The organism is Mesorhizobium sp. M0854 (assembly GCF_040319815.1).
In the GTDB taxonomy this organism is placed as follows: domain Bacteria; phylum Pseudomonadota; class Alphaproteobacteria; order Rhizobiales; family Rhizobiaceae; genus Mesorhizobium.
In genome coordinates this window covers 273,649-299,402 of record NZ_JAMYOL010000003.1, presented here as the reverse complement: position 1 = coordinate 299,402, position 25,754 = coordinate 273,649, and the positions used below count along the sequence as shown (strand labels likewise).

General features: G+C 62.6%; 25 protein-coding genes and 2 tRNA genes. 14 read left to right on the top strand and 13 right to left on the bottom strand.

Annotation, left to right across the window (positions count from 1 at the left end):
- Positions 1 to 7 precede the first annotated feature (7 nt).
- The 3 genes from fumC (at position 8) to NKH99_RS07190 (ending at position 2,553) form a co-directional block, all read left to right on the top strand.
- Positions 8 to 1,405: a class II fumarate hydratase gene (gene fumC / locus NKH99_RS07200; protein ID WP_352588580.1), complete on the top strand. Its 1,398-nt coding sequence runs from the start codon at positions 8 to 10 to the stop codon at positions 1,403 to 1,405.
- Positions 1,406 to 1,564: 159 nt separating this feature from the next.
- Positions 1,565 to 1,999, top strand: coding sequence for a DoxX family protein (locus NKH99_RS07195; RefSeq protein ID WP_352501902.1), 435 nt, complete (start codon positions 1,565 to 1,567; stop codon positions 1,997 to 1,999).
- Positions 2,000 to 2,139: 140 nt separating this feature from the next.
- Positions 2,140 to 2,553, top strand: a complete 414-nt coding sequence (locus tag NKH99_RS07190) for a DoxX family protein (protein ID WP_352771177.1) — start codon at positions 2,140 to 2,142, stop codon at positions 2,551 to 2,553.
- 17 nt (positions 2,554 to 2,570) lie between these two features.
- Here NKH99_RS07190 and NKH99_RS07185 read toward each other — a convergent pair whose 3' ends face one another.
- Genes NKH99_RS07185 through NKH99_RS07175 form a run of 3 tightly spaced genes read right to left on the bottom strand, consistent with a single transcriptional unit; the run spans position 2,571 to position 6,979 of the window.
- Positions 2,571 to 3,197 carry a hypothetical protein gene (locus NKH99_RS07185; RefSeq protein ID WP_352771175.1) on the bottom strand — a complete coding sequence of 209 codons (627 nt, stop codon included), beginning with the start codon at positions 3,195 to 3,197 and terminating at the stop codon, positions 2,571 to 2,573.
- Positions 3,198 to 3,245: 48 nt separating this feature from the next.
- Positions 3,246 to 4,778: an exopolyphosphatase gene (gene ppx / locus NKH99_RS07180; RefSeq protein WP_352980661.1), complete on the bottom strand. Its 1,533-nt coding sequence runs from the start codon at positions 4,776 to 4,778 to the stop codon at positions 3,246 to 3,248.
- A complete protein-coding gene (locus tag NKH99_RS07175; RefSeq protein WP_352980660.1) occupies positions 4,778 to 6,979 on the bottom strand; it encodes an RNA degradosome polyphosphate kinase in 2,202 nt (733 codons plus the stop codon). The genes ppx and NKH99_RS07175 overlap by 1 nt, the downstream gene beginning before the upstream one ends.
- Positions 6,980 to 7,128: 149 nt before the next feature.
- Here NKH99_RS07175 and NKH99_RS07170 point away from each other — a divergent pair, with 149 nt between their 5' ends.
- Both NKH99_RS07170 and NKH99_RS07165 read left to right on the top strand, forming a co-directional pair.
- Positions 7,129 to 7,374, top strand: coding sequence for a zinc-finger domain-containing protein (locus NKH99_RS07170; RefSeq protein WP_254820632.1), 246 nt, complete (start codon positions 7,129 to 7,131; stop codon positions 7,372 to 7,374).
- Between the two features lie 19 nt (positions 7,375 to 7,393).
- Positions 7,394 to 8,611: an FAD-dependent monooxygenase gene (locus NKH99_RS07165; protein WP_352980659.1), complete on the top strand. Its 1,218-nt coding sequence runs from the start codon at positions 7,394 to 7,396 to the stop codon at positions 8,609 to 8,611.
- A 27-nt stretch (positions 8,612 to 8,638) separates the two neighbouring features.
- Here the strand turns inward: NKH99_RS07165 and NKH99_RS07160 are convergent, their stop codons facing one another.
- Complete coding sequence (locus NKH99_RS07160; protein WP_352541626.1) at positions 8,639 to 9,310, bottom strand: TIGR02117 family protein; 672 nt, start codon at positions 9,308 to 9,310, stop codon at positions 8,639 to 8,641.
- Between the two features lie 104 nt (positions 9,311 to 9,414).
- On the opposite strand from NKH99_RS07160, the gene NKH99_RS07155 reads away from it, so the two are divergent.
- From NKH99_RS07155 to NKH99_RS07145, 3 genes are read left to right on the top strand one after another with little or no spacing between them, the layout of a single operon-like run.
- Positions 9,415 to 9,678, top strand: a complete 264-nt coding sequence (locus NKH99_RS07155) for a metal-sensing transcriptional repressor (protein ID WP_023719742.1) — start codon at positions 9,415 to 9,417, stop codon at positions 9,676 to 9,678.
- The gene (locus NKH99_RS07150) at positions 9,675 to 10,697 is read left to right on the top strand and encodes a cation diffusion facilitator family transporter (protein ID WP_352541627.1); all 1,023 of its coding nucleotides are present in this window, start codon (positions 9,675 to 9,677) and stop codon (positions 10,695 to 10,697) included. The genes NKH99_RS07155 and NKH99_RS07150 overlap by 4 nt, the downstream gene beginning before the upstream one ends.
- A 30-nt stretch (positions 10,698 to 10,727) precedes the next feature.
- Positions 10,728 to 11,441, top strand: coding sequence for an urease accessory protein UreH domain-containing protein (locus NKH99_RS07145; protein WP_352928276.1), 714 nt, complete (start codon positions 10,728 to 10,730; stop codon positions 11,439 to 11,441).
- A gap of 74 nt (positions 11,442 to 11,515) precedes the next feature.
- Here NKH99_RS07145 and NKH99_RS07140 read toward each other — a convergent pair whose 3' ends face one another.
- From NKH99_RS07140 to NKH99_RS07120, 5 genes are all read right to left on the bottom strand, one after another.
- A complete protein-coding gene (locus tag NKH99_RS07140) occupies positions 11,516 to 13,432 on the bottom strand; it encodes a multicopper oxidase domain-containing protein (RefSeq protein ID WP_353013351.1) in 1,917 nt (638 codons plus the stop codon).
- Between the two features lie 255 nt (positions 13,433 to 13,687).
- Positions 13,688 to 14,437 (bottom strand): amino acid ABC transporter ATP-binding protein, encoded by a 750-nt coding sequence (locus NKH99_RS07135; RefSeq protein ID WP_031212005.1) that lies wholly within the window; start codon positions 14,435 to 14,437, stop codon positions 13,688 to 13,690.
- Positions 14,438 to 14,506: 69 nt separating this feature from the next.
- Positions 14,507 to 15,664, bottom strand: coding sequence for an amino acid ABC transporter permease (locus NKH99_RS07130; RefSeq protein ID WP_352771783.1), 1,158 nt, complete (start codon positions 15,662 to 15,664; stop codon positions 14,507 to 14,509).
- Positions 15,665 to 15,668: 4 nt separating this feature from the next.
- Complete coding sequence (locus NKH99_RS07125) at positions 15,669 to 16,856, bottom strand: amino acid ABC transporter permease (RefSeq protein WP_352472636.1); 1,188 nt, start codon at positions 16,854 to 16,856, stop codon at positions 15,669 to 15,671.
- A 63-nt stretch (positions 16,857 to 16,919) separates the two neighbouring features.
- The gene (locus NKH99_RS07120) at positions 16,920 to 17,948 is read right to left on the bottom strand and encodes an amino acid ABC transporter substrate-binding protein (protein WP_254820740.1); all 1,029 of its coding nucleotides are present in this window, start codon (positions 17,946 to 17,948) and stop codon (positions 16,920 to 16,922) included.
- Between the two features lie 427 nt (positions 17,949 to 18,375).
- Between NKH99_RS07120 and NKH99_RS07115 the strand changes: the two genes are divergently transcribed.
- The 4 genes from NKH99_RS07115 (at position 18,376) to NKH99_RS07100 (ending at position 21,424) form a co-directional block, all read left to right on the top strand.
- Positions 18,376 to 19,545, top strand: a complete 1,170-nt coding sequence (locus tag NKH99_RS07115; protein ID WP_353013349.1) for a cystathionine beta-lyase — start codon at positions 18,376 to 18,378, stop codon at positions 19,543 to 19,545.
- 252 nt (positions 19,546 to 19,797) lie between these two features.
- The gene (locus tag NKH99_RS07110) at positions 19,798 to 20,469 is read left to right on the top strand and encodes an RNA polymerase sigma factor (RefSeq protein ID WP_352820251.1); all 672 of its coding nucleotides are present in this window, start codon (positions 19,798 to 19,800) and stop codon (positions 20,467 to 20,469) included.
- Positions 20,470 to 20,573: 104 nt separating this feature from the next.
- Positions 20,574 to 21,098 (top strand): DUF4142 domain-containing protein, encoded by a 525-nt coding sequence (locus NKH99_RS07105; protein ID WP_352541632.1) that lies wholly within the window; start codon positions 20,574 to 20,576, stop codon positions 21,096 to 21,098.
- Positions 21,099 to 21,109: 11 nt separating this feature from the next.
- Complete coding sequence (locus NKH99_RS07100; protein ID WP_353013347.1) at positions 21,110 to 21,424, top strand: cupredoxin domain-containing protein; 315 nt, start codon at positions 21,110 to 21,112, stop codon at positions 21,422 to 21,424.
- A gap of 108 nt (positions 21,425 to 21,532) precedes the next feature.
- Here the strand turns inward: NKH99_RS07100 and NKH99_RS07095 are convergent, their stop codons facing one another.
- From NKH99_RS07095 to NKH99_RS07085, 3 genes are all read right to left on the bottom strand, one after another.
- Entirely contained in the window at positions 21,533 to 22,753 is a 1,221-nt protein-coding gene (locus tag NKH99_RS07095; RefSeq protein WP_352472631.1) for an anion transporter, read from the bottom strand.
- A 59-nt stretch (positions 22,754 to 22,812) separates the two neighbouring features.
- Positions 22,813 to 22,889, bottom strand: a tRNA-Arg gene (locus NKH99_RS07090).
- Between the two features lie 50 nt (positions 22,890 to 22,939).
- The gene (locus NKH99_RS07085) at positions 22,940 to 23,245 is read right to left on the bottom strand and encodes an ETC complex I subunit (protein WP_352472630.1); all 306 of its coding nucleotides are present in this window, start codon (positions 23,243 to 23,245) and stop codon (positions 22,940 to 22,942) included.
- Between the two features lie 160 nt (positions 23,246 to 23,405).
- On the opposite strand from NKH99_RS07085, the gene NKH99_RS07080 reads away from it, so the two are divergent.
- Positions 23,406 to 23,482: transfer RNA gene (locus tag NKH99_RS07080), tRNA-Pro, on the top strand.
- 124 nt (positions 23,483 to 23,606) lie between these two features.
- Here NKH99_RS07080 and NKH99_RS07075 read toward each other — a convergent pair.
- The gene (locus tag NKH99_RS07075) at positions 23,607 to 24,434 is read right to left on the bottom strand and encodes an alpha/beta fold hydrolase (protein ID WP_353013345.1); all 828 of its coding nucleotides are present in this window, start codon (positions 24,432 to 24,434) and stop codon (positions 23,607 to 23,609) included.
- A 130-nt stretch (positions 24,435 to 24,564) separates the two neighbouring features.
- On the opposite strand from NKH99_RS07075, the gene NKH99_RS07070 reads away from it, so the two are divergent.
- The gene (locus NKH99_RS07070) at positions 24,565 to 25,566 is read left to right on the top strand and encodes a GlxA family transcriptional regulator (RefSeq protein ID WP_352492622.1); all 1,002 of its coding nucleotides are present in this window, start codon (positions 24,565 to 24,567) and stop codon (positions 25,564 to 25,566) included.
- Positions 25,567 to 25,754 lie beyond the last annotated feature (188 nt).

The window sequence follows — 25,754 nt, the reverse complement described above, 5'->3', positions numbered from 1 at the left end:
AGACTTCGTGAGCGCGCCAGAGACCAGAACCGAAACCGACACGTTCGGTCCCATCGAGGTCGCCGCCGACCGCTATTGGGGCGCGCAGGCGCAGCGTTCGCTGGCCAATTTCAAGATCGGCTGGGAGAAACAGCCGGCCTCGATCGTGCGGGCGCTGGGCATCGTCAAGCGGGCGGCAGCGGAGGCCAATATGGAGCTGAAGCGGCTCGATCCGGCGATCGGCAAGGCCATCATCGAGGCCTCGCAGGAGGTCATCGACGGCAAGCTGAACGAGCATTTCCCGCTGGTCGTCTGGCAGACAGGCTCAGGCACCCAGTCCAACATGAACGCCAATGAGGTGATTTCCAACCGGGCGATCGAGCTTTTGGGCGGCGTCATGGGATCGAAGAAGCCGGTGCATCCCAACGACCACGTCAACATGAGCCAGTCGTCGAACGACACCTATCCGACGGCCATGCACATCGCCTGCGCCGAGCGCATCACTCACGACCTGCTACCGGCGCTAAGACATTTGCATACGGCACTCGAGGCCAAGACCAGGGCTTTCGCCCACATCGTCAAGATCGGCCGTACCCACACGCAGGACGCGACGCCGCTGACGCTCGGCCAGGAATTCTCGGGCTACGCGGCGCAGGTCGCCTCGTCGGTCAAGCGCATCGAGATGACCCTGCCCGGCCTGCAGGAGCTAGCACAGGGCGGCACCGCGGTCGGCACCGGCCTCAATGCGCCGGTCGGTTTTGCCGAAAAGGTGGCGGCGCGCATCGCCGCGATCACCGGCATCGATTTCGTCACCGCGCCGAACAAGTTCGAGGCGCTGGCCGCCCATGATTCCATGGTCTTCTCGCACGGCGCCATCAATGCCTGCGCGGCGGCGCTGTTCAAGATCGCCAACGACATCCGCCTGCTCGGCTCCGGCCCGCGTTCGGGCCTCGGCGAATTGTCGCTGCCGGAAAACGAACCGGGCTCCTCGATCATGCCGGGCAAGGTCAATCCGACCCAATGCGAGGCGATGACGCAGGTTTGCGTGCAGGTGTTCGGCAACAATGCGGCGATCAGCTTCGCCGGCAGCCAGGGCCATTTCGAGCTCAACGTATACAATCCGCTGATGGCCTATTGTTTCCTGCAATCGGTACAGCTGCTGGCCGACGCTTCCGTGTCGTTCACCGACAATTGCGTCGTCGGCATCGAGGCCCGCGAAGACAACATCAAGGCAGCACTCGACCGTTCGCTGATGCTGGTGACGGCGCTTGCGCCGACGATCGGCTACGACAACGCCGCCAAGATCGCCAAGGCGGCGCACAAGAACGGCACCACGCTGCGCCAGGAAGCGCTGGCCACCGGGCTGGTCAGCGAAGCCGATTATGAGCGGCTGGTGCGGCCGGAGGACATGACGCATCCAGGCTAGGGCGTTGATATGCCTGGATCTCAACACCCATGTTGATCGCGAAAACGTTACCTTGGTGAACAATCCGTAACCAATCTGGCATCTTTGGTGAACAGTCGGCCTGCGCTAACTAGACGGGTATCCCAAGCCGTTTGGCCAAATCCTTCTGGAGAGTTACGCATGTCCACCAACACGTCCGCCAATACTTCGTTTGCCGGTTCCGGCACCGCCGCCGGCGCCTCGGGCACGATCCTGCTCGGCCGCATCCTGCTTTCGGTCATCTTCCTGCTTTCGGGTTTCGGCAAGCTGACGGCGATTGCCGGCACCGCCGGCTATTTCGGCAGCCTTGGCCTGCCGCTGCCGATGGTGACCGCCATTGTCGTCGGCCTTATCGAACTGCTTGGCGGCCTGGCCATCCTCGTCGGCTTCCAGACCCGGATCGTCGGCTGGGTAATGGCGATTTTCACCGTCGCCACCGCGCTGGTCGCCCACACCGGCTGGGCCGATCAGATGCAGATGATCAATTTCATGAAGAACCTCGGCATTGCCGGCGGCTTCCTCGTGCTCGCCTCCTCGGGCCCAGGCGCGTATTCGATCGACGCCAAGCGCGGCTGAAGCAGTCCAGCATTTCCTGAACAAAAGGGGCGCGGAATTTTCCGCGCCCCTTTTTCGTTGTCGTTTGTGCCTGTCGGTCCGCTGACCGGAATTCTGCTAGGATCGGGCTCTTGGCCACCCGGCCGACAACGGAGGTTACCATGCCCCGCAATGCGCTGCTTTTGCTTTCCCGACTGCTGTTCGCCGCACTGTTCGTGCCGTCCGGCTTCCACGCGCTGACCGACATTGCCGGCACGACCGGCTATTTCGCCGGCCTTGGCCTGCCGCTGCCGACGCTGGCTGCCTGGGGCACCGGGCTGTTCGAACTGATCGCCGGGCTGCTCATCCTCGTCGGCTTCAAGACGCCGATCGTGGCGCTGCTGCTCGCCGCCTTTTGCGTCGCGACAGCGTTCATCGGCCACTATGGCCAGGGCGGCGGCGATCCGACGCTGACCTTCATGCATTCGCAGATGCTGATGAAGGACATCGCGATATCAGGCGGTTTTCTGGCGCTGGCGATGGCTGGCGCGGGTGCATGGTCGGCCGACGGCAGAATGCTTGGAGCCCGCGCCTGAGCGCCACCCGCACCTGTCTACTTGGTGTCTAGGAAGACGAAATTTGCGAGGCGACTTATATTGACGGGCACCGACGCAAAACCGCGGAACCCCATCTCCCCCACTCCCACATACAGACAGAGCTGTTTCTTCTTTACCGCCATTGCCACCCACTCGGATCCAAAATCGTTTGGGTCCTTGACGTAATTTCGAAGATTGCTGTCAATGGCGACGTACACATAACCATCTGATTGAATCAGTTCTTGTCTCTTCACGTATGGTAACAGATCGGACCGACCCACGATGGGCTTGATCGACCCGCCGATGGTCTGAGCCTTGTCGGAAAGAGTTCGATCGACCCCTCTCGAACACGGCTCGAGGCGTGAGAATAAATCGCTCTTCGAGAGGGATTTCATGAGCTTGAATATGTCGGCGCTCGGCTTGAACACGAAGTAGTTTATTTTCTCTCTGTTTTTGGGTGCGCGAAGCATTCTATGAAAATTGAATGGCGTTCTGACGCCCGGCTCTTTGGGATAATGTCGATCCAGATCGAACGTCCCCTTGGCCACGACGGACAGGGTGTACAGCGTCTGGGCACTGGCGGCGCCCGCGAAGAGGACGAAGATCGCCGCAACCAACAGCTGAAGAACCTGCCTGGATTTCACGGCGTTTCCCTTCTTTCCTCAACGGTCGCGACGCGACAGCGCGGGCGTCTATTTGACAGACATGCTAGGCCCGCCCTCGACCGCCAGCACCAGCCGGCGATTGGTGACCCTTGCCAGTTGTGCCAGCCGGCCGGCGGGGCGCTCGCCGTAAAGATCGGCCAGCGCTGCCGGCAGCACCAGCGCCAGCACGCCATTGCCGCGGTGTTCCCATTTCAGTCGCGGCATGACGCCGGGCATTGCCGCGCTCAGCAAATAGACGACACGCAGCAGGGCGGCCAGCACACGGGCCCGTTCGAGATAGCGCGGTGTCGCCAGTCCGCGGATTTCCGGAGCGGCTTCATTGAACACGCCCTCGTGGCGAAACAGGCTGACAAGCGCCAGGAAGGCGCGGCCGGGATGATCGACGCCGATGAAGGAGGCGTGGGCGATGATGTTGAGCGATTGCTTGCCGCGATATTCGGGATGGGCACGCCAGCCGATATCGGCGAGCAGGCAGGCGGCGTGGCGGTAGCGCGCCTCATCCCTGGTCTCGTCGATGCCGAAGGCGGCGAACGCCTTGCCGGTCCACTCGACAAGCTCATGCGCGTGGTCGACCGAGCGCGAGCGCAGGCGGGCAAGCTCTTCCGCCGCCGAGATCAGCGGATCGGCTTTCTGCTCGGCCTTGTCGAGCAGCGAATAGAGAAAGCCCTCGCGCACGCCCAGCGCCGACACGATGATCTTCGACGGCTGCATCGCCGCCATGATCTCCTGCAGCACGATGGCGCCATAGGGCAGCAGCGAGCGACGGTTCTTGGAGATGCCCTCGATGCCTTTGATCTTGTCGATCTCGGCTTTGGCGACCTGCCGGAGGAAGTTCGCGGCGCTTTCGATGCCGATCTCGTAATGGTGCATGACGCCGAGCGGGTAGTTGGTCATTTCCATGTGTAGCCGGGCGAGATTTCGCCAGGTGCCGCCGACCGTGTAGAACGCCCTGCCCTGCCCGCCCTTCAGCAATTTCGCCCGCGCCAGTTGCTCGCGCGTGATCCTTGCCGCCTGGGTCAGCGAGTTCTTCGCCATGTCCTGCAGGCGCAGGCCGCCCAACGGCAGCGTGATGCCGTCACCGATCGTCTCACCATCGATGTCGATCAGCTCGAGGCTGCCGCCGCCAAGATCGCCGGCGATGCCGTTGGCCGGATGGAAACCGGAAATGACGCCGAGCGCCGAATAATGGGCTTCCTCGCGGCCGCTCAGCACCTGGATCTCGGTCTTGAGCACATCCTCGGCGCGGTGGATGAAGTCGGGGCCGTTGACGGCCTCGCGAGCGGCGGCGGTCGCCAGCACATACATGCGCTCGGCGCCGGCCTGGTCGGAGAGTGCGCGGAAACGGCGGAACTCTTCCATCGAGCGCGTCACCGCCTCGGGATCGAGCTTTCCGGTCGAAACGATGCCGCGGCCGAGGCCGGCCAGCATCTTTTCGTTGAACAGCAAGGTCGGCGAACGCGCCAGCCCCTCATAGATGACAAGACGGATCGAGTTCGATCCGATATCGATGATGGACAGCGGTCGGCGGTCCTGAAGCCGGCCCTGGGACGCTGAAATCATCAGCCCGTCGCTGCGTTCTGTTTCTTGCGGCGCTTGAACTGCGCGATGCGCTTGGGCGCATGCGACTTCAACGCATCGCCCCGTCCGGACAGGCTCGGATTGGTCATGAAATATTCCTGCGCGTTGAACGGTTCCTCGCCCTCCTCCAGCACGACGCGCCGGGAGGTTCCGTCAGCCAATACGTCGAAACTTTGCTGGTTGTCCATGATGTTGCCGAGCATGATCTGGCCGAGCACCTGTTCATGCACAGTTGGATTGGTGATCGGCACCATGGTCTCGACGCGGCGGTCGAGATTGCGCGGCATCAGATCGGCCGAGGAGATATAGACGATCGCCCCGTCCGAGGGCAGGCCGTGGCCGTTGCCGAAGCAATAGATGCGGCTGTGCTCGAGGAAACGGCCGACGATCGACTTCACCCTAATGTTCTCCGATAGGCCGGGCACCTGCGGTCTCAGGCAGCAGATGCCGCGCACGACGAGATCGATCTCGACGCCGGCGCGGCTGGCATCGTAGAGCGCATCGATGACGATCGGGTCGACCAAGGCGTTCATCTTCATCCAGATGCGGGCCGGCCTGCCCTCCAGCGCGTGGCTGATCTCATCCGAAATGTGCTGGAGGATGCGGTCGCGCAGCGTAAACGGCGAGATGGCCAGCCGCATCTGCTCGGCCGGCTCGGCATAGCCGGTGATGAAGTTGAACAATTGGGCGACATCGCGCGCGATCGTCGGATCGGTGGTGAAGAAGGACAGGTCGGTGTAGATGCGTGCCGTGACCGGGTGGTAGTTGCCGGTGCCCAGATGCACGTAATTGCGCAGCCTGCCATCCTCGCGCCGCACCACCAGCGACATTTTCGCATGGGTCTTGAGCTCGAGGAAACCGAAGACGACCTGGACGCCGGCGCGCTCGAGGTCGCGCGCCCAGCGGATGTTGGCCTCCTCGTCGAAGCGCGCCTTGAGCTCGACCAGCGCCGTCACCGACTTGCCGGCCTCGGCGGCGTCGACCAGAGCGCGTACGATCGGGCTGTCGTTGGAGGTGCGGTAGAGCGTCTGCTTGATCGCCACCACTTCCGGGTCGGCCATTGCCTGGCGCAGGAACTGCACCACCACGTCGAAAGATTCGTAAGGATGGTGGACGATGATGTCCTTCTCGCGGATCGCCGCAAAACAATCGCCGCCATGCTCGCGGATGCGCTCGGGAAAGCGGGGATTGTAGGGGGTGAATTTCAGATCGTCGCGGGCGACGGCGACGATCTCCGAGATCTGGCTGAGCGCCAGCGGACCGGTGAGCACGCTGATGCGGCTTGCCGAGACGCCGAGCTCGCCGGCGACGAAATCGCGCAATTCGGCCGGCATCAGCTTGTCGAACTCGATGCGGATGACCGAGCCGCGGCGTCGGCGCTTCAGCGCCGTCTCGAACAGCCGCACCAGATCCTCTGATTCTTCCTCGACCTCGATATCGCTGTCGCGGATGATGCGGAACGTGCCGGAGCCCTTGACCTCATAGCCGGGGAACAGCTTGCCGATATAGAGACTGACCGCCTCTTCGAGTGGAATGAAGCGGACATGATGCTTGCGATCCGGCAAACGGATGAAGCGCCTCAGCGCCACCGGCAGGCGCAGAAGCGCGCTCATTTCCTCGCCGTTCTTGCGATGGCGCAATTGCAGCGCCATCGAGAAACCGAGATTGGGAATGAACGGAAACGGATGCGCCGGGTCGATCGACAGCGGCGTCAGGACCGGAAATACCTGCTCCTGGAAATGGTCCTCGAGCCAGGTCTTCTCGTCCTTGGTCAGGCCATCGCGGGTGATGCTTTCGATGCCTTGTTTGTCGAGCAGCAGCATCAGCGCCGAAAGGCTGTTCTGCTGGTCCTCCTGCAGGCGCTCGACCTCGCGCAGCAATTGTTCGAGCTGCTGCTCGGGAGTGCGCCCATCCGGGCTCTTCAGCACGATGCCTTCGCGCACCTGGCCGGCAAGACCAGCGACGCGGACCATGAAGAACTCGTCGAGGTTGGCGGCCGATATCGACAGGAAGCGAACGCGCTCGAGCAGCGGGTGATTGGCGTTCAGCGATTCCTCGAGCACGCGCCGGTTGAATTGCAGCCAGGAAAACTCGCGATTGACGAAGCGATCGGGATTGCCGCCTTCGGGGCTCGCCGCCTCGACGGTGATGAATTCGTTCTGCACCGGCTTCAGTTCGTTCATGGTTCCCGCTCTTCCCACACCGTTCGACGAGCACAGCCTTAACCGGCTTAACTTATCCTCTGACAGGCTTTTGCGACAGTTTCATTTCATCGATCTTGCAAAGAGACGGGTTATGATCCAGATGCAATCGACGAGATCAGGAGACGACGATGGCAGGCGGTTCCATTCCCCATTTCCAGAACGATGCGGGCTACCCGGCAATCGACATCGGCGTCAAGGAATTCATGTGCACCGGCGCCAATCCGCCTTTCGACCATCCGCATGTATTTCTCGACATGGGCGACGACAATGAAAAGGTCTGCCCCTATTGCTCGACGCTCTATCGCTATTCGCCGAAACTGAAGGCATTGGAAACGCAGCCGCCGGGCTGCCTCTATATCGACCAGGCCGCCTGATTCTTCCGCGACAAGCCTGATGCAGGAAACGCAGTCCCGGCAGGTGGTCATCGCCGGGGCGGGCGTCGCCGGGCTGACCGCGGCACTGGCCTTCGCCGAGCGCGGCTATCGGGTAAAACTGTTCGAACAGGCGCAGCACCTCGAGGCTGCCGGCGCCGGTATCCAGCTTTCGCCCAACGCGACGCGCATCCTACGGCAGCTCGGCGTACTCGATCGGCTGCTGGCGACGGCGGTGCGGCCGGAGGCAGTCGTGCTCAAGGATGCCGCCACGCTGCGCAAGCTGGCGCGCGTACCGCTTGGCCAGGCGGCCGACACGCGCTGGGGAGCGCCCTATCTCGTTGCCCACCGCGCGGATCTGCAGTCAGCGCTGATGCAGCGGATAGCCGAGCGGCCCAAGGTCGAGCTTGTCACCGGTGCCCGCGTCTGCGGCGTCGCAACCAGACCGAATGGCATCACCGCAACAGTCGAGATTGCCGGCACGACCATCGAAACCGAAGCATCGTTGCTGGTCGGCGCCGATGGGGTCTGGTCGTCGGTGCGAGAAAAACTGGCCCGCAAGGCGGCCGAATTCGGCAGAAGCCGATTCTCGGGCGAGCTTGCCTGGCGCGCCACGGTGGCCGCGGACACCCTCGCCGGACAAGCCTTCAGGGCGATCGGTGCGCCCGATTGCGTTACCGCATTCCTCTATCCCGGCTTTCATATGGTCGCCTATCCGGTCAGCCGTGGCACTGCCTTCAACCTCGCTGCCTTCACCAAGGGCGAGCGCATCGCCGAAGGCTGGTCGGGGTATGCCGACCCCGCCAGCCTCGCCAGCGCCATGCGCGGTACCGCGCCGGCGCTGGTTCGCCTGGCGACCGAGGCGGCGCCGTGGACGGCATGGCCGATCCACATTGTCGAGCAGCGGCGGTGGACGACGCCGCAACGCATCGCGCTGATCGGCGATGCGGCGCACGCGATGACGCCGTTTGCCGCACAGGGCGCGGCGATGGCGATCGAGGACGCGGCGACGCTTGCCGGCTTCATTGCGGCCTCCACAGCCGATCTTGAGGGGGCGCTTGCCGCCTGGGAACAGGCGCGGCGGCCGCGCGTCGCCCAGGTCGCCCGCCGCGGCGCCGTCAATCGCCTCGCCTGGCATGCGGCCGGGCCGGTGGCGATGGCCCGCAACCTGTTCCTGGCGATGCGCTCGCCCGAAAAACTCGCCGCCGATCTCGACTGGCTCTACGGCTGGCGGGCGTAGGACGTTCGGCGGTCCTAAGTCGCCCGGTCAATTGTAAAGCCGCATCGACAGGCCGAGCGATGCCGGCAGCGGGTTCCACCAGCCGGTGCGCAGCCCGGCGATGCGCAGTGCCGCCGCCGCCCAGGTGTTGCAGCCGACCAGCGCGTTGAAACGGCCATTGCCTTCGAAGAAACGATCGAAACGGGAATACGCCGCATTCTCGATCGGCATGGCCCCGCTCGGTCCCTGCCGGAAGCTTCCCGCAATGTAATCGAGCAGCGCCGTAAACCGCTCCTCGCCGATGTCGAAGCCGGCGACGTCGGGATGCGGCTCGGCGATTTCGCCTGAAATGTCGACATGCATCACCGAGGCATCGACGGTCAGCGCCTTCATCACCGGCACTGCCTTCAGTTCCGACCAGGTCGGCGTCTCGAGATAGAAGGCGCGGCCGCCCCAGCCGAAGACGATGTAGCGGACCTCCGCCACGTCTGCTGGAATGCCGGCATCGACCAGGAAATGGAAGCGCCGGCGCACATCGTCGTCGACCGGGATGGCGATGTCGGTGTGGATCGGATTTTTCAGCACCAGGATGCGGTGGCTTGAGCCGATCGGATCGGCAACTGCCGCCGGCCAGAGCGGGCGCGGCAGCAGTGTGCCCAATGCCACCGCAAGGACTGCTGCAACGACCAGCAGGCCAAGAAAACGGGCAAGCTTCTTCATGGGAAAGGCATAGAACAAGCAATGCTCAAGGTGAAGCCCCTCCGAAAGTTGCACAGCTGACTTAGAGCTTGACGCGTATCCTCCCCGGGAGGATACGCTGAGGCATGTCAGATCACCTCCACGCCTCGCATCCTTCCATCATAAAGCGCCTGAAGCGCGCGCAAGGCCACCTTGCGGCGGTGCTGGCGATGATCGAGGCGCATCGCCCTTGCGTTGACCTGGCGCAGCAGCTTCATGCCGTCGAAAGGGCCATCAGCAGCGCCAAGCGCGAGCTGATCAACGATCACATCGAGCATTGCCTGACCGACAGCGTCGAAACCGGCGGCAACTCGCTGGCGGAACTCAAGCAGCTGGCGAAATATCTATGAATGCCATCGTAGCCCGCATTCTGGACTGGCTCGGGTTCGGCTCGCACGCCGCACATCATCACGGCGATCACGGTCCGCACGGTCACAGCCATGGCGTCATCGACGCGACAATTGCCACCACCGACCGGGGCATCTGGGCAATCAAATGGTCGTTCGTGATCCTGGCCATCACCGCGGCATTGCAGATGGTCGTGGTTGCGTTGTCGGGGAGCGTGGCATTGCTGGCCGACACGATCCATAACATCGGCGACGCGACCACGGCGATCCCGCTCTGGATTGCGTTCGTTCTGGCGCGGCGCAAGCCGTCGCGGATCTTCACGTATGGCTTGGGCCGGGTCGAGGATCTGGCCGGCATCATCATCGTGCTCATCATCCTGTTCAGCGCTGTAGTCGCTGCCTACCAAGCCATCGACAGGCTGATCAATCCACAAGCGGTGACACACCTGGGCTGGCTGACTGCGGCGGGCATTGTCGGCTTCCTCGGCAACGAGGCGGTTGCCGTGTTCCGTATCCGCGTCGGCCGCGAAATCAACAGCGCGGCACTGATTGCCGACGGCTACCACGCCCGCACAGATGGACTTACCAGCCTTGCCGTGGTCATCGGAGCCATCGGCGTCTGGTTTGGCTTTTCCTTGGCCGATCCGATCGTCGGCCTGCTGATCACGATTGCGATCTTCGGTATCGTCTGGCAATCGGCCCGCTCGGTGCTGACCCGCATGCTGGATGGAATCGAACCCGGTGTGATAGACGAAATCCGACATGCCGCCGAGCATGTTCCGGGCGCGCGCATTGTCGATGCCAAGGCGCGCTGGATCGGTCATAGATTGCACGCCGACATCGCAATTGCCGCGGACGAAACCCTGCCGCTGTCGGCGGCCAACAAGATCGCCGCAGCGCTGAAGGACGAACTATCCCAGCATATGCCCGCCCTGGCTGAGGCGAATGTGCGGTTTTCAACGGAACGTGGAGAGAACGACCATCCTCACGAGCACACGCATGACCACGGCCACATGCACTGACGCTCGCCGATTTTCTGCTAGTCTTGTCCGATGTTCCAGACGCTCGTCGAATTTCAGCGCACGATCTATCTGACGCTCGGCGAACAGATCAAACTGCTTGCGGCCGGAGGCAATTGGCTGGCGTTCATGGCCTTCCTGCCGATGGGCGTCGTGTTCGGGGCTGCCCATGCGCTGACGCCGGGGCACAGCAAGGCCGTCCTGGCGACTCATCTTGCCGGTTCGGATGCGAAGGTCTCGCGTGGTCTGCTCGTATCTATCACGCTATCGTTCACGCATGTGACGATTGCCGTTCTGATTGCGGCTCTCTCGCTGCCACTGGTCTCAATAGCATTGGGCAGCGTCGGCCGCGCTCCGCTTCTGGAGCACACCAGTCGCGGGCTGCTCGGCCTCATTGGCATCTGGACGCTCTGGCGCGCTTTGAGCCACAGCCATCACCACAGGCACGAGGGCGAGGCTGTCGGCGTCATGGCAGGCCTGATCCCATGTCCGCTTACGCTTTTCGCGATGACTTTCGCGATGTCCAGGGGTGTTCCGGCAGCGGGCGTCCTGTTTGCCATCACAATGATGGTCGGCGTGGCGCTGACGCTGTCCTGCGTCGCCGTGTTGTCGATCGTGTTTCGGGAACGGCTTGTTCAGTTTTTCGCGCGCCAGCCACGGCTGTTCGAAACCATCTCCCGGGCCATCGAGGGCGCCGCCGGTCTCGCCCTTGCCGGCGTCGCTGTCTGGCAGATCACCTCAGCTTGAGAGAAAATTTGGCCCCAGCCACTGCATGGCGTCCGGGCCGGTGCACCGGCTGGAACGAGCCTAGGCGACGCCGGTCATGTCACATCGATCACGACCATCAGTCCGCCGCCGCCCTTCTCCTCGACATTGTTGTTCGTGGTGTGATGCGGGATGTGGCAATGGATCAGCCATTTGCCCGGACGCTGCGCCTTCCAGATCACGTCGTAGCGCTGACCCGGCCCGACGTTGATCGTGTCGGCAAGGAAACGACCCGAAGCGGGGACCGTCTCGCCGTCGCGGGCAACGACCTCGAACGGTCCGCCATGGATATGCATCGGATGGATGAAGCCGTTGTTGGTGCCGATGAACCGCACCTTGAGCGTCTCGCCGACCTTCATCGGGATCGTCTCGGTCGAGGGATAGGCCTTGCCGTTGATGGTGAAGAAATTCGGCATGCCGCCATCCATCGGCATCGACGGGTAGGTCAGCCCTTCCCGCACCAGCCATTCCTGAAGCTCGATGACGTAATCATGGTCGGCCGCGACCTCGTCGGCGGGATTGGCGGGATCGATGATCAGCGCACCGTAGAGGCCGAGCGCCTGGGTCCGGTCCGGCTTGGCATGGGGGTGATAGAAATAGGTTCCGTGCTGGGTCGCGGTGAATTCGTATGAATAGGATCGCCCGGGCTCGATCGGCGGCAGCGTGATCTCGGCCGGCCCATCCATCTGGTTCGGCAGGATCAAGCCATGCCAATGCACCGTCGTTTCCTCAGGCAGGCCGTTGGTGACGTTGATCCTGACCCGATCGCCCTGGCGAATATGAATTCGCGGACCGGGAATCTGGCCGTTATAGGCATAGGCGTCGACCGCGACGTCCGGCAGGATCTGCCAGCGGACCACTGAAGGCCTGAGCTCGAACACCTTGATGCCGTTCTCCATCCGAAACGGCAGTTCCTGGTCGCCCCTTGCCGTCAGGCCATAAGAGGCGGCCACGAGGCGTGGATCGGTAGCCGCCATGTCGCGCATTGTATCGGCTGGCGTGTCGCGATCCATGATCATGCCTCGCGGCATGATCACCCCGCCGACATCGCGTGCCGACAGCGTCAGGTTCAGCCAGTTCGCCGGCGCGACCATGCCGATGGCGAGCGCCAGCAGGGAGACGGCACCCAGGGCAGCGACCTGCGGCGTCGTGGCATCCGTCTCCATGTGATGGCCGCCGCCTTTGCCTTTGTGGGAAACCATATCGTGGTGCTGCCCGCGATGGCCGCTGGCGTCGGCCTGCTGCATTTGTATCTGCGCATGTTGCCTCGTGGCAGGCTGCTCCCGGACATCGATGCCGGCTGCCTGCGCACGCTGCGTCATCAGCCCATGCTTCAGCCCCCGGGCGACCAGCCAGACATTGGCCGGATAGGCAAGCGCAAAACCGGCGATGACGCCGATCGACATCACGCCCCAGAACAGCAGCTCCGTCGGTTCCATCGCGCGCATGTCGCGGCCCATCATCAGGAAGCTCATGACCGGCGCCATGCCGGCCATCATGAAGTTCATGGAGATGAACTCGGGCAGGAAGCTCTTGCGTACGTTTTCCCAATAGGTGCCGCCCATCATCGATTTCATGAACAGCGACTGGAAGATGAACAGGCCGAAGGCAAAGCCGGCGAGATATTCGACGATCAGGTCGATCCACATCGGCAGGCCGAGCGCCGCCGTGACGGCGGCGGCAAGAATGATGCCGGTGGCATCGCCGGCGACGCAGTGGATGGTGGAGCCGACGCCCTGCTTCCAGAGCGGCCGGGTGAAGAGTTCATGATCGCCCGGCCGGGGCTCCTTGTCGGCGAGCACGTAGAGCAGCAAGCCGAGCGGACCCATATAGAGGGTGACCAGGATGAAGCCCCATTTCATCACCACCGGCTCGGGATTGTTGCGATATTGGTCGAAGCCGACGTAAAGCGTCGAAGCCAGCGCCAGCGCGAACCAGACGACGAGGAAATAATCGATCGGTTGGATGAGCATCAGGATGAACCCGTGACCTGCCGCCGCACGCGCCCACGCGGCTCGTTATACAACTCCCAATGGCAATGAACGCAGCCGGCGCGCTTATGATCCGTGCCGGCGCTAGTTACCAGGTTGCAACGTGACCACTCGAACGGCCTGAAGCACGCTTGCTATCTTCTCGCGTAGCGCACGGTCAGCGCTCGCCGAATACGCGCGAAGCCAGCAAGACAGAGAGGCGTGATCCGCCGGTCTTGTCCCGAACCGGAGTAAGGATCAGTGCAGGATCTGCGACAGGAACAGCTTCGTGCGCTCATGGCGCGGGTGGTCGAAGAACTCGGCCGGCGTGTTCTGCTCGACGATCTGACCCTGATCCATGAAGATCACCCGATTGGCGACTTTGCGCGCAAAGCCCATTTCGTGGGTGACGCAGAGCATGGTCATGCCTTCCTCGGCCAGCCCGACCATCGTCTCCAGCACTTCCTTGATCATTTCCGGATCGAGAGCCGAGGTCGGCTCATCGAACAGCATGATGCGCGGGTTCATGCACAGCGAGCGGGCGATCGCCACGCGCTGTTGCTGCCCGCCGGAAAGCTGGCCGGGATATTTGTTGGCCTGTTCCGGGATCTTGACGCGCTTGAGGAAATGCATGGCGATTTCCTCGGCCTGTTTCCGCGGCATCTTGCGCACCCAGATCGGCGCCAGCGTGCAATTTTCCAGAATGGTCAGATGCGGGAACAGGTTGAAGTGCTGGAACACCATGCCGACCTCGCGACGCACCTCGTCGATCTTCTTCAGATCGTTGGTCAGTTCCTTGCCGTCGACTATGATCTTGCCCTTCTGGTGTTCCTCCAGCCGGTTGATGCAGCGGATCATCGTCGATTTGCCGGAGCCCGACGGGCCGCAGATGACGATCCGCTCGCCGCGCATCACCTTTAGATTGATGTCCTTCAGCACATGGAATTCGCCGTACCATTTGTGCATGGCGATGATGTCGATGGCGACATCGGTGGTGGAAATGTGCATCTTGGCGGCATTGACCTTGATCTCTTCCGCGCTGACGGCGTTTTCTATGGCCATGACAAGGTCCCCTTTTTAGCGTTTGTGGCCGGTGTCGAGACGGCGTTCCGTGTACATTGAATAGCGCGACATGCCGAAGCAGAACAGCCAGAAGATGAACGCCGCGAACACCAGGCCGGATCTGGCCGTCTGTGGCGTCGCCCAATTCGCGTCGGAGAAGTTCTGCTTGACGATGCCGAGGAGGTCGAACATGGAGATGACGATGACCAGGCTGGTGTCCTTGAACATGCCGATGAAGGTGTTGACGATGCCGGGAATGACCAGCTTCAGCGCCTGCGGCATGACGACCAGGCCCATCTTCTGCCAGTAGCTGAGACCGAGCGAATCGGCGCCCTCATACTGGCCTTTGGGGATCGCCTGCAGGCCGCCGCGCACCACTTCGGCCATGTAGGCGGCGGCAAACAGCGACACGCCGATCAGCGCGCGCAGGAACTTGTCGAAGCTGACGCCGGCCGGCAGGAACAGCGGCAGCATCACGCTGGCAAAGAACAGCACCGTAATCAGCGGGATGCCGCGTACCGTCTCGATGAAGATCACGCACAGCAGCTTGACTATCGGCATGTTCGAGCGCCGGCCAAGCGCCAGCACGATGCCGATCGGCAGCGACACGGCAATGCCGACGAACGACAGGCTGAGCGTCACCAGCAGTCCACCCCAACGCGACGTCTCGACATGCGGCAGGCCGAACATGCCGCCGACCAGCAGAACGAAGGCGACGACCGGCAGTACAAAAAAGAGAAGAATGGCATTCAGCCCCTTGCGCGGTATGCGCGGAATGAGCAACGGCACCAGCAGTGCCACGAACAGGATGGCCACCACGATCGGCCGCCAACGCTCCTCGATAGGATAGGTGCCGAACATGAACTGGCCGAACTTGGCGTTGACGAATGCCCAGCAAGCACCGGTCCAGCCATCCGGCTGGATGCCGCCTTGCGCCACGGTGGCGCAGACCGAGCGGTCCGGTCCAGTCCACTGGGCGTTGATGAAGGCCCAATTGATGATTTGGGGCAGGATCACAGCGACCAGCGCAATGCCAACGATGGTGAGAATGGTGTCGCCCGTGGTGGCAATCAGGTTCTTGCGGATCCAGGCGGTGAGGCCACGCTCGCTCGACGGCGCCGGTTGGGCCAGCGCCATCTCCGTCCGCACCCAGGACATGTCGTGTTCCTGCATGGCCCTACCTCTCCACCAGCGCCATCCTGGCATTGACGACGTTCATGATCGCCGACGTGATCAGGCTGAGCGCGAGATAGACAGCCATCATGATCACCACGCCTTCAACCGCCTGCCCGGTCTGGTTCAAGACAGTGCCGGCAGTCGCCGTCAGGTCCGGATAGCCGATGGCGATGGCGAGTGAAGAGTTCTTGGTCAAGTTCAGATACTGGCTGGTCAGCGGCGGAATAACGATGCGCATCGCCTGCGGCACGACGACAAGCCTGAGGATCGATCCCGAGCGCAGCCCGAGTGCCGCGGCCGCCTCGGTCTGGCCCGTGCTGACGCCCCTGATGCCGGCGCGCACGATCTCGGCGATGAAGGCGGCCGTATAGCAGGACAACGCCAGATAGAGTGACAGGAACTCCGGTCTTACCTGAAAGCCACCGACCAGGTTGAAAGTCGATTGTTTCGGGAATTCGAAGGTCAGAGGAAAGCCGCTCAGCGCGTAGGCCAGCAGCGGCAGGCCGACGATCAACGCTATGGATGTCCAGAGCACCGGGAACGGCTGGCCCGTCGCCATCTGCCGCTGCCGCGCCTTGCGGGCGACGAACCAGGCCATGGCAAGGGCGAGGAGCAGGGCGACCAGGATCAGCCAGGAGCCCTCGCCCCAGACAGCGCGCGGAAAATAGAAGCCGCGCTGGTTGAGAAAGGAGCCGAACGGCAAATTGATGCTCTCGCGCGGCGGCGGCAGCACGGCGAGCACGCCGGAATACCAGAAGAAGATGACCAGCAGCGGCGGGATGTTGCGGAAGACCTCGACATAGACCGTGCAGATCTTCCTGATCAGCCAGTTGCGCGAAAGCCGGCCGATGCCGACGATGAAACCGATAATGGTGGCGGTGATGATGCCGACGACGGCAACGATCACGGTGTTGATGAAGCCAACCAGGATGGCTCGGAAATAGGTCGAATCCGACGAATATGCGATCGCGCTTTCGCTGATGTCGAAGCCGGCGCGGCCCCTGAGGAAGCCAAAGCCGGAAGCGATGTGCAAGCGCGTCAGATTGACGATGACGTTGTGGGTAACCCACCAGACCCCCGCTACCAGCAGGACGAGGACCAGCGCTTGAAAGAATATTCCGCGGACACGAGGATCATTGATGAAGGAACCGCGGCTTGGCTCCTCGCGAAGAACTTCCTGCGACGCCATTCGACAGTCCCCTGGAAAGAGAGACCGGAAGGCAGACGATCTGCCTTCCGGATCCATTTTCGATCAGCGGATCGGCGGAGCGTACTGCAGGCCACCCTTGGTCCACAGCGCGTTGATGCCGCGCGCGATCTTCAGCGGGCTGCCCGAGCCGACATTACGCTCGAACATCTCGCCGTAATTGCCGACGGCCTTGACGATGTTGACGACCCAGTCGTTAGAGACGCCGAGATCGGTGCCGATCTTGGTGTCGGCTTCCTGGCCGAGCACGCGCTTGATCTCTGGACTGTCCGAGTTCTTCATCTCGTCGACATTGGCCTTGGTGATGCCGAGTTCCTCGGCGTCGAGCAACGCGAAATAGGTCCACTTGACGATGTGGTACCATTGGTCGTCGCCCTGGCGTACGGCCGGCCCAAGCGGTTCCTTGGAGATGATCTCGGGCAACACGACGTGGTCGGCCGGCGCACCGAGTGTCAGGCGGATGCCATAGAGGCCCGACTGGTCGGTGGTGTATACGTCGCAGCGGCCGGCGTCATAGGCGGCGTTAACCTCTTCCAGCTTTTCGAAGACGACAGGATTGTACTCCATCTTGTTCGACTTGAAATAGTCGGCAAGGTTGAGCTCGGTCGTGGTGCCGCTCTGCACGCAGACCGCCGCGCCCGAAAGCTGCAGCGCCGAGTTCACGCCCGGTAGCTTCTTGGCGTTGATCATGAAGCCCTGGCCGTCGTAATAAGTCGTGCCGATGAAGTTCAGGCCGAGTGCGGTGTCGCGATTGATGGTCCAGGTGGTATTGCGCGACAGGATGTCGATCTCGCCCGACTGCAGAGCGGTAAACCGCTCCTTGGCGCTGAGCGGCGTAAACTTCACCTTGGTGCCATCGCCGAACACGGCGGCTGCCACAGCGCGACAGAAGTCCGCGTCGATGCCTTGCCACTCACCCTTGTCGTCCGGCGCCGAGAAGCCGGCCAGACCGGTCGAGACGCCGCATTGGATGAAGCCCTTCGCTTTGACATCGTCGAGCGTGGCCGCCGAAGCCGCCGAAGCCGCGAATCCAAACGCGGCGGCGCCCAAAACGCCGATTGCAATGTGTTTCATGACCCACAGACCCTTTTCTGTTTTTTCCAGGCGAACCTGACTTTTTCCCGTGTGAACGCAGCTATGTATCCCGGCCCATTACCGGAATCCCGCATCGTAACCGACGCGCTGCCTCCCATTCACGAACAACATCGAAGGCGATTATTCCTGTGAGGTCAAGGGAAATGACCAAATCCGAAAGACTTTGAAAACCAACTGCCTGAAATGCCTGAAATTGCAGACAAACGCGCTCGCAAATCGGCCAGCGCGCCAATAAAGCCGGCAAAGTCCGACCGTGAGTTGCCAAGCGCACTTGGCAGCCTTCCCGCAGGTCCACGGCTCGTTGCTGAATTGGCATATTCAAGACCTTGGCCTGGCGAGTGCGGTGCGGTTGCGCGGCCAATGCCGCCGCACTATGGCTAACGACCAACCCATGGGACGAAAAGCAATGGCAAAAGACGACAGCGAGATGGGCGTCAACACACGGCTCGCCCATTCCGGCAACAACCCGCATGACTATTTCGGCTTCGTCAATCCGCCGGTGGTGCATGCCTCGACCGTGCTCTATCCCAATGCGGCGACAATGGCGGCGCGCAGCCAGAAATACACCTACGGCACGCGCGGCACCCCGACCACCGATGCGCTGACCAGCGCCATCGATGCGCTGGAAGGCTCCGCCGGCACGGTCGCGGTGCCGTCCGGCCTGGCGGCCGTGGTGCTGCCGCTGCTCGCCTTCCTGTCGGCCGGCGATCATCTGCTGATCGTCGATTCCGTCTATCATCCGACCCGCAATTTCGCCGACACGATGCTGAAGCGGCTGGGCATCGAGGTCGAGTATTACGAACCGCGCATCGGCGCCGGCATCGCGGCGCTGATCAAGCCCAACACCAAGGTGGTGTTCACCGAATCGCCGGCCTCCAACACCTTCGAGGTGCAGGACATACCGGCCATCGCCAAGGCAGCGCATGCCGCCGGCGCCATCGTCATGATGGACAACACCTGGGCGACGCCGCTCTACTTTCGCCCGCTCGACCATGGCGTCGACATCTCGATCCACGCGGCGACGAAATACCCGGCCGGCCATTCCGACGTGCTGCTCGGCACGGTGTCGGCCAATGCGGACTGCTGGAAGCAGCTTTTCGAGACGTTCAACACGATGGGCTGCTGCGCCGGGCCTGACGACGTCTACCAGGTGCTGCGCGGCCTGCGCACGATGGGTGTGCGGCTGGAGCATCATCAAAAGAGCGCGCTTTCCCTCGCCGGCTGGCTCGAGGGTCAGCCGGGCGTAGCGCAGGTGCTGCATCCCGGGCTGCCCAGTCATCCCGACCACGCCATGTGGAAGCGCGATTTTTGCGGATCGAGCGGCATCTTCTCGATCGTTCTCGCGGGCGGCGGACAGAAGCAGCAGCACGCCTTCCTCGACGCGTTGAAGTTTTTCGGCCTCGGCTATTCCTGGGGCGGCTATGAGAGCCTTGCCGTGCCGGTATTCCTTGGCGACCGCACAATCGCCAAGGGCCCGTATGACGGGCCGCTGGTGCGCTTGCAGATCGGGCTCGAGGATGTCGAGGATTTGAAGGCCGACCTGGCGCGCGGGCTGGCGGCGGCCGCACAGGCCTGAGCCAGCACCTTTCCAGGCTGAGTCAGGAAATCGGCGTAACAGCTTGGAAAAATTGCGATCCTGAGTGATGTCATAGCGACCGATCAGCCGATGACACGGCGTCTACAAAATAGAGACGCCGGTGTGGTGGAGGCGTTAGAATAGCCTCTGCCGGCGCTTGAAACGGATCGAGGCCGGCCGGCGGATCGGTCGGGAACCTTTTGTCGGCCGATTCATCCAATGTCCGATGAGAAGCCTATCAGGAGATCGGCCATGCCTGCTGCGTTGACGGCAACGCCCGCCGCTTCCGGCGACATGCAGCTTGTCGGCCGCGCGCTGGCACGTGATAGCGATGCATTCCGCACCATCATCAAGACGCACAACCAAAGGCTCTACCGCATCGCCCGAGGCGTCGTGCGTAACGACAGCGAGGCCGAGGACATCGTCCAGGAGGCCTATGTCAGCGCCTTTGCCCATCTCGAGGCCTTTCGCGGCGATGCCTCGCTCGCCACGTGGCTATCGCGTATCGTCATCAACGAAGCGCTCGGCCGCTTGCGCAAAAGGCGGCGAATGGTAGCGATGCCTGAAAACCCGCAAGCCGAAATCATCCGGTTTCCCCTCAACCCGAGCGACGATCCGGAGCGGACGATGGCGCAACGGCAGATCCTTGAGCTTGTCGAACGGGCAACCGACAGTCTTCCCGATGTCTACCGGATGGTGTTCGTGGCGCGCGTCATCGAGGGATTGAGCATCGAAGAAACCGCCGAACTGCTTGGCGTGCGACCAGAAACCATCAAGACCCGGCTGCACCGCGCCCGCGCGCTGGTGCGCAAGGCGCTGGACGACCAGATCGGCCCGGTGCTGCTCGACGCCTTTCCCTTCGCGGGCCGGCGCTGCGAACGGCTGACCAATGCCGTGATGCAGCGGCTTGGTCTTTCCGGATAGGTCGCGCCGATTTTCGCGGGAACGTTTGGCGGCGACCTGCATCCAATGAGCATCACTGAAAACGAAGCCCGATGCAGTTCCGCGTCGGGGCGAAGGAGAGCATCATGTTTATTCGATCGACCACGGCACTGGCCGCATTTTTCCTGCTTAGCGCAGCGCCCTTGTCGCAAGCTGCCGACAAACCGACCGATCCGCAGATCGCACATATCGCCTACACAGCAGGCGTGCTTGACGTCGAGGCGGCCAAGCAGGCGCTGAAGAAATCGAAGAACAAGGAGGTCGTGGATTTCGCCAAGGACATGGTGCGAGATCACGAGGCGGTCAACAAACAGGCTCTCGACCTGGTCAAGAAGCTCAAGGTCACGCCTGAGGACAATCCGACCAGCAAGGCGCTGACCAAGGCGGCGGCCGAGGAACGAGCCAAGCTTGCCAAGCTCAAGGGCGCGGCGTTCGACAAGGCCTATGTCGCCAACGAGGTGGCCTACCACAAGCAGGTCAATGGCGCGCTCGAAACTCTGCTGATCCCGTCGGCCAGCAATGCCGAGCTGAAGAGCCTGCTGGAAACCGGTCTGAAAATATTCCAGGGCCACGAACAGCACGCCGAACACGTCGCCGGCATGCTGAAGTGAGGATCGAGCCAATGGCGTCGGGGCGGCATCTGTGGGTTGCGCTGACATTGGCCATGGGTGCCCAGCCGGCCAAGGCCGACACCATCGAGGTGACGATCGAGAAGCTTGTGTTTTCGCCGGCAAAGATCGAGGCGAAGGTCGGCGACACGATCAGGTGGGTGAACAAGGACGTGTTCGCCCACACGGCAACCGTCAACGGCGCCTGGGAAGTGATGATCCCGCCGAAGAAGGCGGCGAGCCTGACGGTGAAGAAGGCGGAATCGGTCGATTATTTCTGCCGCTTCCATCCCAACATGAAAGGCCATCTGACGGTGACATCGCCCTGACTGGCTGATGCATGTCGCGCAAAAGCGTGCAGCGGTTTTGCGATAACGACATGCATAAAAAAAGAGCCTGAAGCGCGCCGCACGAGGCCGGTCTAGTGCGACGCGCTTTTAGGCTGCCAGCCATGCCGTCCCTACAAGCAGCGTGACCAGCGTCAACGGCAGGCCGACCTTGAAGAAGGCGATGAAGCCCAGCGGTTTGCCGGAGATTCGCGCGTGCTCGGCAACGATCAGATTGGCGACCGAGCCGAGCAGCGTGAAATTGCCGGCCAGCGTCGAGCTCATGGCGACGACCAGCCAGGCCCGCTCGGGGTTTTCCAGTCCGGGCACGAACGGCTTCAGCGCCAGCACGGCCGGGACATTGCTCATGATGTTGGACAGCACCGCGGTGAAGCCGGACAGCCGCCAGACATCATTCAGTCCGAGGTCCTTTGCCGAGGCGACGATGTCGGGCGTCAGCAGCGTCTTCTCCGCCCCGGCGACGACGATGAACAGCCCGGCGAACATGAACAGCAGCGGCCCATCGATCTCGCGATAGATGCGCTCAGGTTTGATGGCGCGGGTCAAAAGAAGAATGGCACCGCCGATCAGCGCTGCCTTGGCGACTGGAACGCCGGCGAAGAAGGCGATCGCCAAACCGACACAGACGACCACCGCCTTCACCACCTGCCCCGGCAGCATGCGGCCGCGGTAGACTTCGGGGCTGAGCTCGGCCTTGCGCGAAAATTCGGCGCGGTAGACGATGCGGATGATGACGATGACGGCGATGAGGCCGAACGCCGCGACCGGCGCCAGCGCCGCAGAGAAGGCCGGATAGGAAATCCCCGACAGCGCGCCGATGACCATGTTCTGCGGGTTGCCGGTGATGGTGGCGACGCTGCCGCAATTCGAGGCGGTGGCGGTGGCGATCAGATAGGGAACCGGGTTGCGGTTGATGACGCGGGTGACATGGACGACGATCGGCGCCATGACCAGGCAGATGGCGTCGTTGACCAGGAATGCGGACAGGAGGCCGGTCAACAGCGTCACCATCACCAGCAGCATGAACGGCGCATGCGCATGCTCGATGGCGAACCCGCCGAGCGCGCGAAAGGCGCCCGACACTTTAAGATGCGCCACGACGATCATCATGCCGAGCAGAAGCGTGATGGTGTCGAAGCTGATGGCGCGGTAGGCATCCTCCATGTCGAGCGCGCCGATGGCGATCATCGCCGCACCGCCGAGCAGCGCGATCCCTGCCCGGTCGAGGCGCAGCCCGGGTATCCTGCCGATGGCGACGCCGGCATAGGTCAGGACCAGGATCAGCAGTGCCGCCGCGCCCATCGCTGTCATGTGTTGGAAATCCTGTGCGACTGGCGAGTGAACCTGTCCGGAATGGACCCTGAAAATATTGGCGATCCCGACAGGATTCGAACCTGTGACCATCGGCTTAGAAGGCCGGTGCTCTATCCAGCTGAGCTACGGGACCGCTGGCCGGCCGCATGACCGGCGGATTGTGCCGGCAGGGCCGGTATGGGATCAATGCGTCCAGGGCGTCCTGCGGTCATAGCGGAAATTCTCCGCATAGGAAATCTGGCGGCGCTTGATTTCCTTCGGCTCCTCGACGCGGAAAGCCAGCCCTTCCTTCTCAGCGTAGGCGACCGCGTCCTCTCTTGTGTCGAAGGTCAGCCTGATCTGGCTTCGCATGTCGCCGGACGTGGTGTAGCCCATCAGCGGATCGATCTTCTTGCGCTGCTCCGGATCGAATTCCAGCACCCAATAGCCGGTCTTGGCCTTGCCGGACTGCATCGCGGTTTTGGCTGGGCTGAAAATGCGGGCTGACATGACCACCTCATTGCTGGTTGCAAGCACACGACCCCGAGACCACATTACTGTTCTCTGGCCATGCACTAGCCCGTCATTACTGCGCAATGCCGCCGGCAGCAAGGCCGATGGCTTTTTACGCTTGCTTTGGCGGGCTGAAATCACTAGGCAACAGACCGTTCGGAGTGTAGCGCAGCCTGGTAGCGCATCTGGTTTGGGACCAGAGGGTCGGGAGTTCGAATCTCTCCACTCCGACCATTCATCAAGCGAATCTCGTCGGCAGCGCAAGCGGATCACGCTCGAGTGTGTCTGCCGTCGCCGGTCATGTTTAAGCGACGGACGGACAGCACGAGCCCGCGCTGCCCGTCCGACATGCAAGCCGTCAGCCCTGGATGAAGGCCAGCAGATCCGGATTGATGATCTCCGGATGGGTGGTGCACATGCCGTGCGGCAGGCCCTTGTAGACCTTGAGCGTGCCGTGCTTCACCAGCTTGGCCGCAAGCAGCGCGGAGTCGGCGATAGGCACGATCTGGTCGTCGTCGCCGTGCATGATCAGGACGGGCACGTCGATCTGCTTGAGGTCGTCGGTGAAGTCGGTCTCGGAAAAGGTCTTGATGCAGTCGTAATGGGCCTTGGCCCCACCCATCATGCCTTGGCGCCACCAATTGTCGATAGCGCCTGGCGAGACCTTGGCGCCCTCGCGGTTAAAACCGTAAAACGGGCCGGCCGGCACATCCCTGTAGAACTGGGCGCGGTTAGCGGCCAGAGCGGCGCGAAAGCCGTCGAAGACCTCGATCGGCAGGCCGCCCGGATTGCTATCGGTCTTGACCATGATCGGCGGCACCGCGCCGATCAGCACCGCCTTGGCAACACGGCCTCCGCTGCCATAAAGCGCGACGTAACGCGCCACCTCGCCGCCGCCGGTCGAGTGGCCGATGTGGATCGCATCCCTGAGATCGAGATGCGCCGCCAGCGCCGCGACGTCGGCAGCGTAGGTGTCCATGTCGTTGCCGGTCGCGGTCTGCGACGAGCGGCCGTGGCCGCGGCGGTCATGGGCGATGACGCGGTAGCCCTTTTCGAGGAAGAACAGCATCTGGTTGTCCCAGTCGTCTGAGCTCAGCGGCCAGCCGTGATGGAACACGATCGGCTGGCCCTTGCCCCAATCCTTGTAGAAAATCTCGGTGCCGTCATGGGTGGTGAATGTGCTCATCGTCCTACTCCTTAATGGAAAAGTTGGGGGTAACAGGGAAGCTTTTAGCCCCCTTCTGCTGGACAAATTATAACAGTGCGGCCAGGGTGAGCATTGGCAAAACGGACATTCAACGTGGCAAAACTGACAAATGGCGGCTGCGCTTGATCTGATCGAAATCGGCCTTGTCTTGTATCCCGGCGTGCAGGAAGCGGCCGTGCTCGGCCTGACCGATCTCTTTCTGCTGGCCAACCGGCTGGCGGCCGATCGGTCGCCGGACGCTTTGAGGCTTCGCGTCAGCCATTGGCAATTGGAGGACGCGGGCCAGACCGTAGTCTGCACTTTCGACAGCGACCCCGGCGCCGACAATGAACCAGCCATGGCTATCATCCCGCCAACCTTGGGAGATCCGATCGCTCGGGAAGCAGCCGCGCCCTATGCCGGCTGGCTCAGGGGCCGTCATGCGGCAGGCGCGACCCTCGGCTCGGTCTGCGCCGGCGCCTTCGTGCTTGCCGAGACCGGCCTGCTGTCGGGTCGTGCTGCGACCACGCATTGGGCTTATCGCGACGCGCTGGCGCTACGCTTTCCAGACATTCTGCTCGATGCCGACAGGCTGGTCATCGACGATGGCGACATCATCACCGCGGGCGGCTACATGGCCTGGACCGATCTCGGCCTCAAGCTGGTGGACAGGGTGCTCGGGCCGACCGTCATGATGGACACGGCGCGTTTCATGCTGGTCGACCCGCCGGGCCGCGAGCAACGCTTTTACAGCCCGTTCGCGCCGCGGCTGACCCACGGCGACGAAGCGATCCTCAAGGTGCAGCATTGGCTGCAGGCGAACGGCGCCCGCGACGTGACGCTCGGGGCCATGGCCGGGCATGCCGGACTGGAGGAGCGGACTTTCCTGCGCAGGTTCCGCAGCGCCACCGGCCTCAAGCCGACCGAATATTGCCAGCACCTGCGCGTCGGCAAGGCGCGCGAGATGCTGGAAACCACGATGCGGTCGATCGACCAGATCGCCTGGGAGGTCGGCTATGACGATCCCGGCTCGTTCCGCAAGGTATTCGCCAGGATAACCGGCCTGGTGCCCGGCGACTATCGCAAGCGCTTTGGCACGGAACGAGCGGTAATTGCAGGCGGAGAGAGCTGAGGCCAGCCGCGCAATGGCGCTATCGATTCGATGCTGCCAAAGGCAAGCTCGCCGGGCGAGAACCCCAACCACCCATCTCCCGGCGAGCCTACTACCTGATTTGATACGCAATCAGGACCGGGATTAGCCGGCAAGCTCGTTGCTGCAAGACAGATGCCAGCTTTTGTTCCCGAAATGGGACAGTGGCG

Excerpts from the sequence above, each read along its gene's own strand:
- NKH99_RS07115 (WP_353013349.1), top strand. The coding sequence starts at position 18,376 with ATGGCAAAAGACGACAGCGAGATGGGCGTCAACACACGGCTCGCCCAT.
- NKH99_RS07130 (WP_352771783.1), bottom strand. The coding sequence starts at position 15,664 with ATGCAGGAACACGACATGTCCTGGGTGCGGACGGAGATGGCGCTGGCC.
- NKH99_RS07075 (WP_353013345.1), bottom strand. The coding sequence starts at position 24,434 with ATGAGCACATTCACCACCCATGACGGCACCGAGATTTTCTACAAGGAT.
- NKH99_RS07155 (WP_023719742.1), top strand. The coding sequence starts at position 9,415 with ATGTCAGATCACCTCCACGCCTCGCATCCTTCCATCATAAAGCGCCTG.
- NKH99_RS07135 (WP_031212005.1), bottom strand. The coding sequence starts at position 14,437 with ATGCACATTTCCACCACCGATGTCGCCATCGACATCATCGCCATGCAC.
- NKH99_RS07165 (WP_352980659.1), top strand. The coding sequence starts at position 7,394 with ATGCAGGAAACGCAGTCCCGGCAGGTGGTCATCGCCGGGGCGGGCGTC.
- NKH99_RS07070 (WP_352492622.1), top strand. The coding sequence starts at position 24,565 with ATGGCGGCTGCGCTTGATCTGATCGAAATCGGCCTTGTCTTGTATCCC.
- NKH99_RS07170 (WP_254820632.1), top strand. The coding sequence starts at position 7,129 with ATGGCAGGCGGTTCCATTCCCCATTTCCAGAACGATGCGGGCTACCCG.
- NKH99_RS07145 (WP_352928276.1), top strand. The coding sequence starts at position 10,728 with ATGTTCCAGACGCTCGTCGAATTTCAGCGCACGATCTATCTGACGCTC.
- NKH99_RS07085 (WP_352472630.1), bottom strand. The coding sequence starts at position 23,245 with ATGTCAGCCCGCATTTTCAGCCCAGCCAAAACCGCGATGCAGTCCGGC.
- NKH99_RS07195 (WP_352501902.1), top strand. The coding sequence starts at position 1,565 with ATGTCCACCAACACGTCCGCCAATACTTCGTTTGCCGGTTCCGGCACC.
- NKH99_RS07100 (WP_353013347.1), top strand. The coding sequence starts at position 21,110 with ATGGCGTCGGGGCGGCATCTGTGGGTTGCGCTGACATTGGCCATGGGT.
- NKH99_RS07175 (WP_352980660.1), bottom strand. The coding sequence starts at position 6,979 with ATGAACGAACTGAAGCCGGTGCAGAACGAATTCATCACCGTCGAGGCG.
- NKH99_RS07105 (WP_352541632.1), top strand. The coding sequence starts at position 20,574 with ATGTTTATTCGATCGACCACGGCACTGGCCGCATTTTTCCTGCTTAGC.
- NKH99_RS07150 (WP_352541627.1), top strand. The coding sequence starts at position 9,675 with ATGAATGCCATCGTAGCCCGCATTCTGGACTGGCTCGGGTTCGGCTCG.
- NKH99_RS07125 (WP_352472636.1), bottom strand. The coding sequence starts at position 16,856 with ATGGCGTCGCAGGAAGTTCTTCGCGAGGAGCCAAGCCGCGGTTCCTTC.
- NKH99_RS07160 (WP_352541626.1), bottom strand. The coding sequence starts at position 9,310 with ATGAAGAAGCTTGCCCGTTTTCTTGGCCTGCTGGTCGTTGCAGCAGTC.
- ppx (WP_352980661.1), bottom strand. The coding sequence starts at position 4,778 with ATGATTTCAGCGTCCCAGGGCCGGCTTCAGGACCGCCGACCGCTGTCC.
- NKH99_RS07190 (WP_352771177.1), top strand. The coding sequence starts at position 2,140 with ATGCCCCGCAATGCGCTGCTTTTGCTTTCCCGACTGCTGTTCGCCGCA.
- NKH99_RS07110 (WP_352820251.1), top strand. The coding sequence starts at position 19,798 with ATGCCTGCTGCGTTGACGGCAACGCCCGCCGCTTCCGGCGACATGCAG.
- NKH99_RS07095 (WP_352472631.1), bottom strand. The coding sequence starts at position 22,753 with ATGACAGCGATGGGCGCGGCGGCACTGCTGATCCTGGTCCTGACCTAT.
- NKH99_RS07120 (WP_254820740.1), bottom strand. The coding sequence starts at position 17,948 with ATGAAACACATTGCAATCGGCGTTTTGGGCGCCGCCGCGTTTGGATTC.
- NKH99_RS07140 (WP_353013351.1), bottom strand. The coding sequence starts at position 13,432 with ATGCTCATCCAACCGATCGATTATTTCCTCGTCGTCTGGTTCGCGCTG.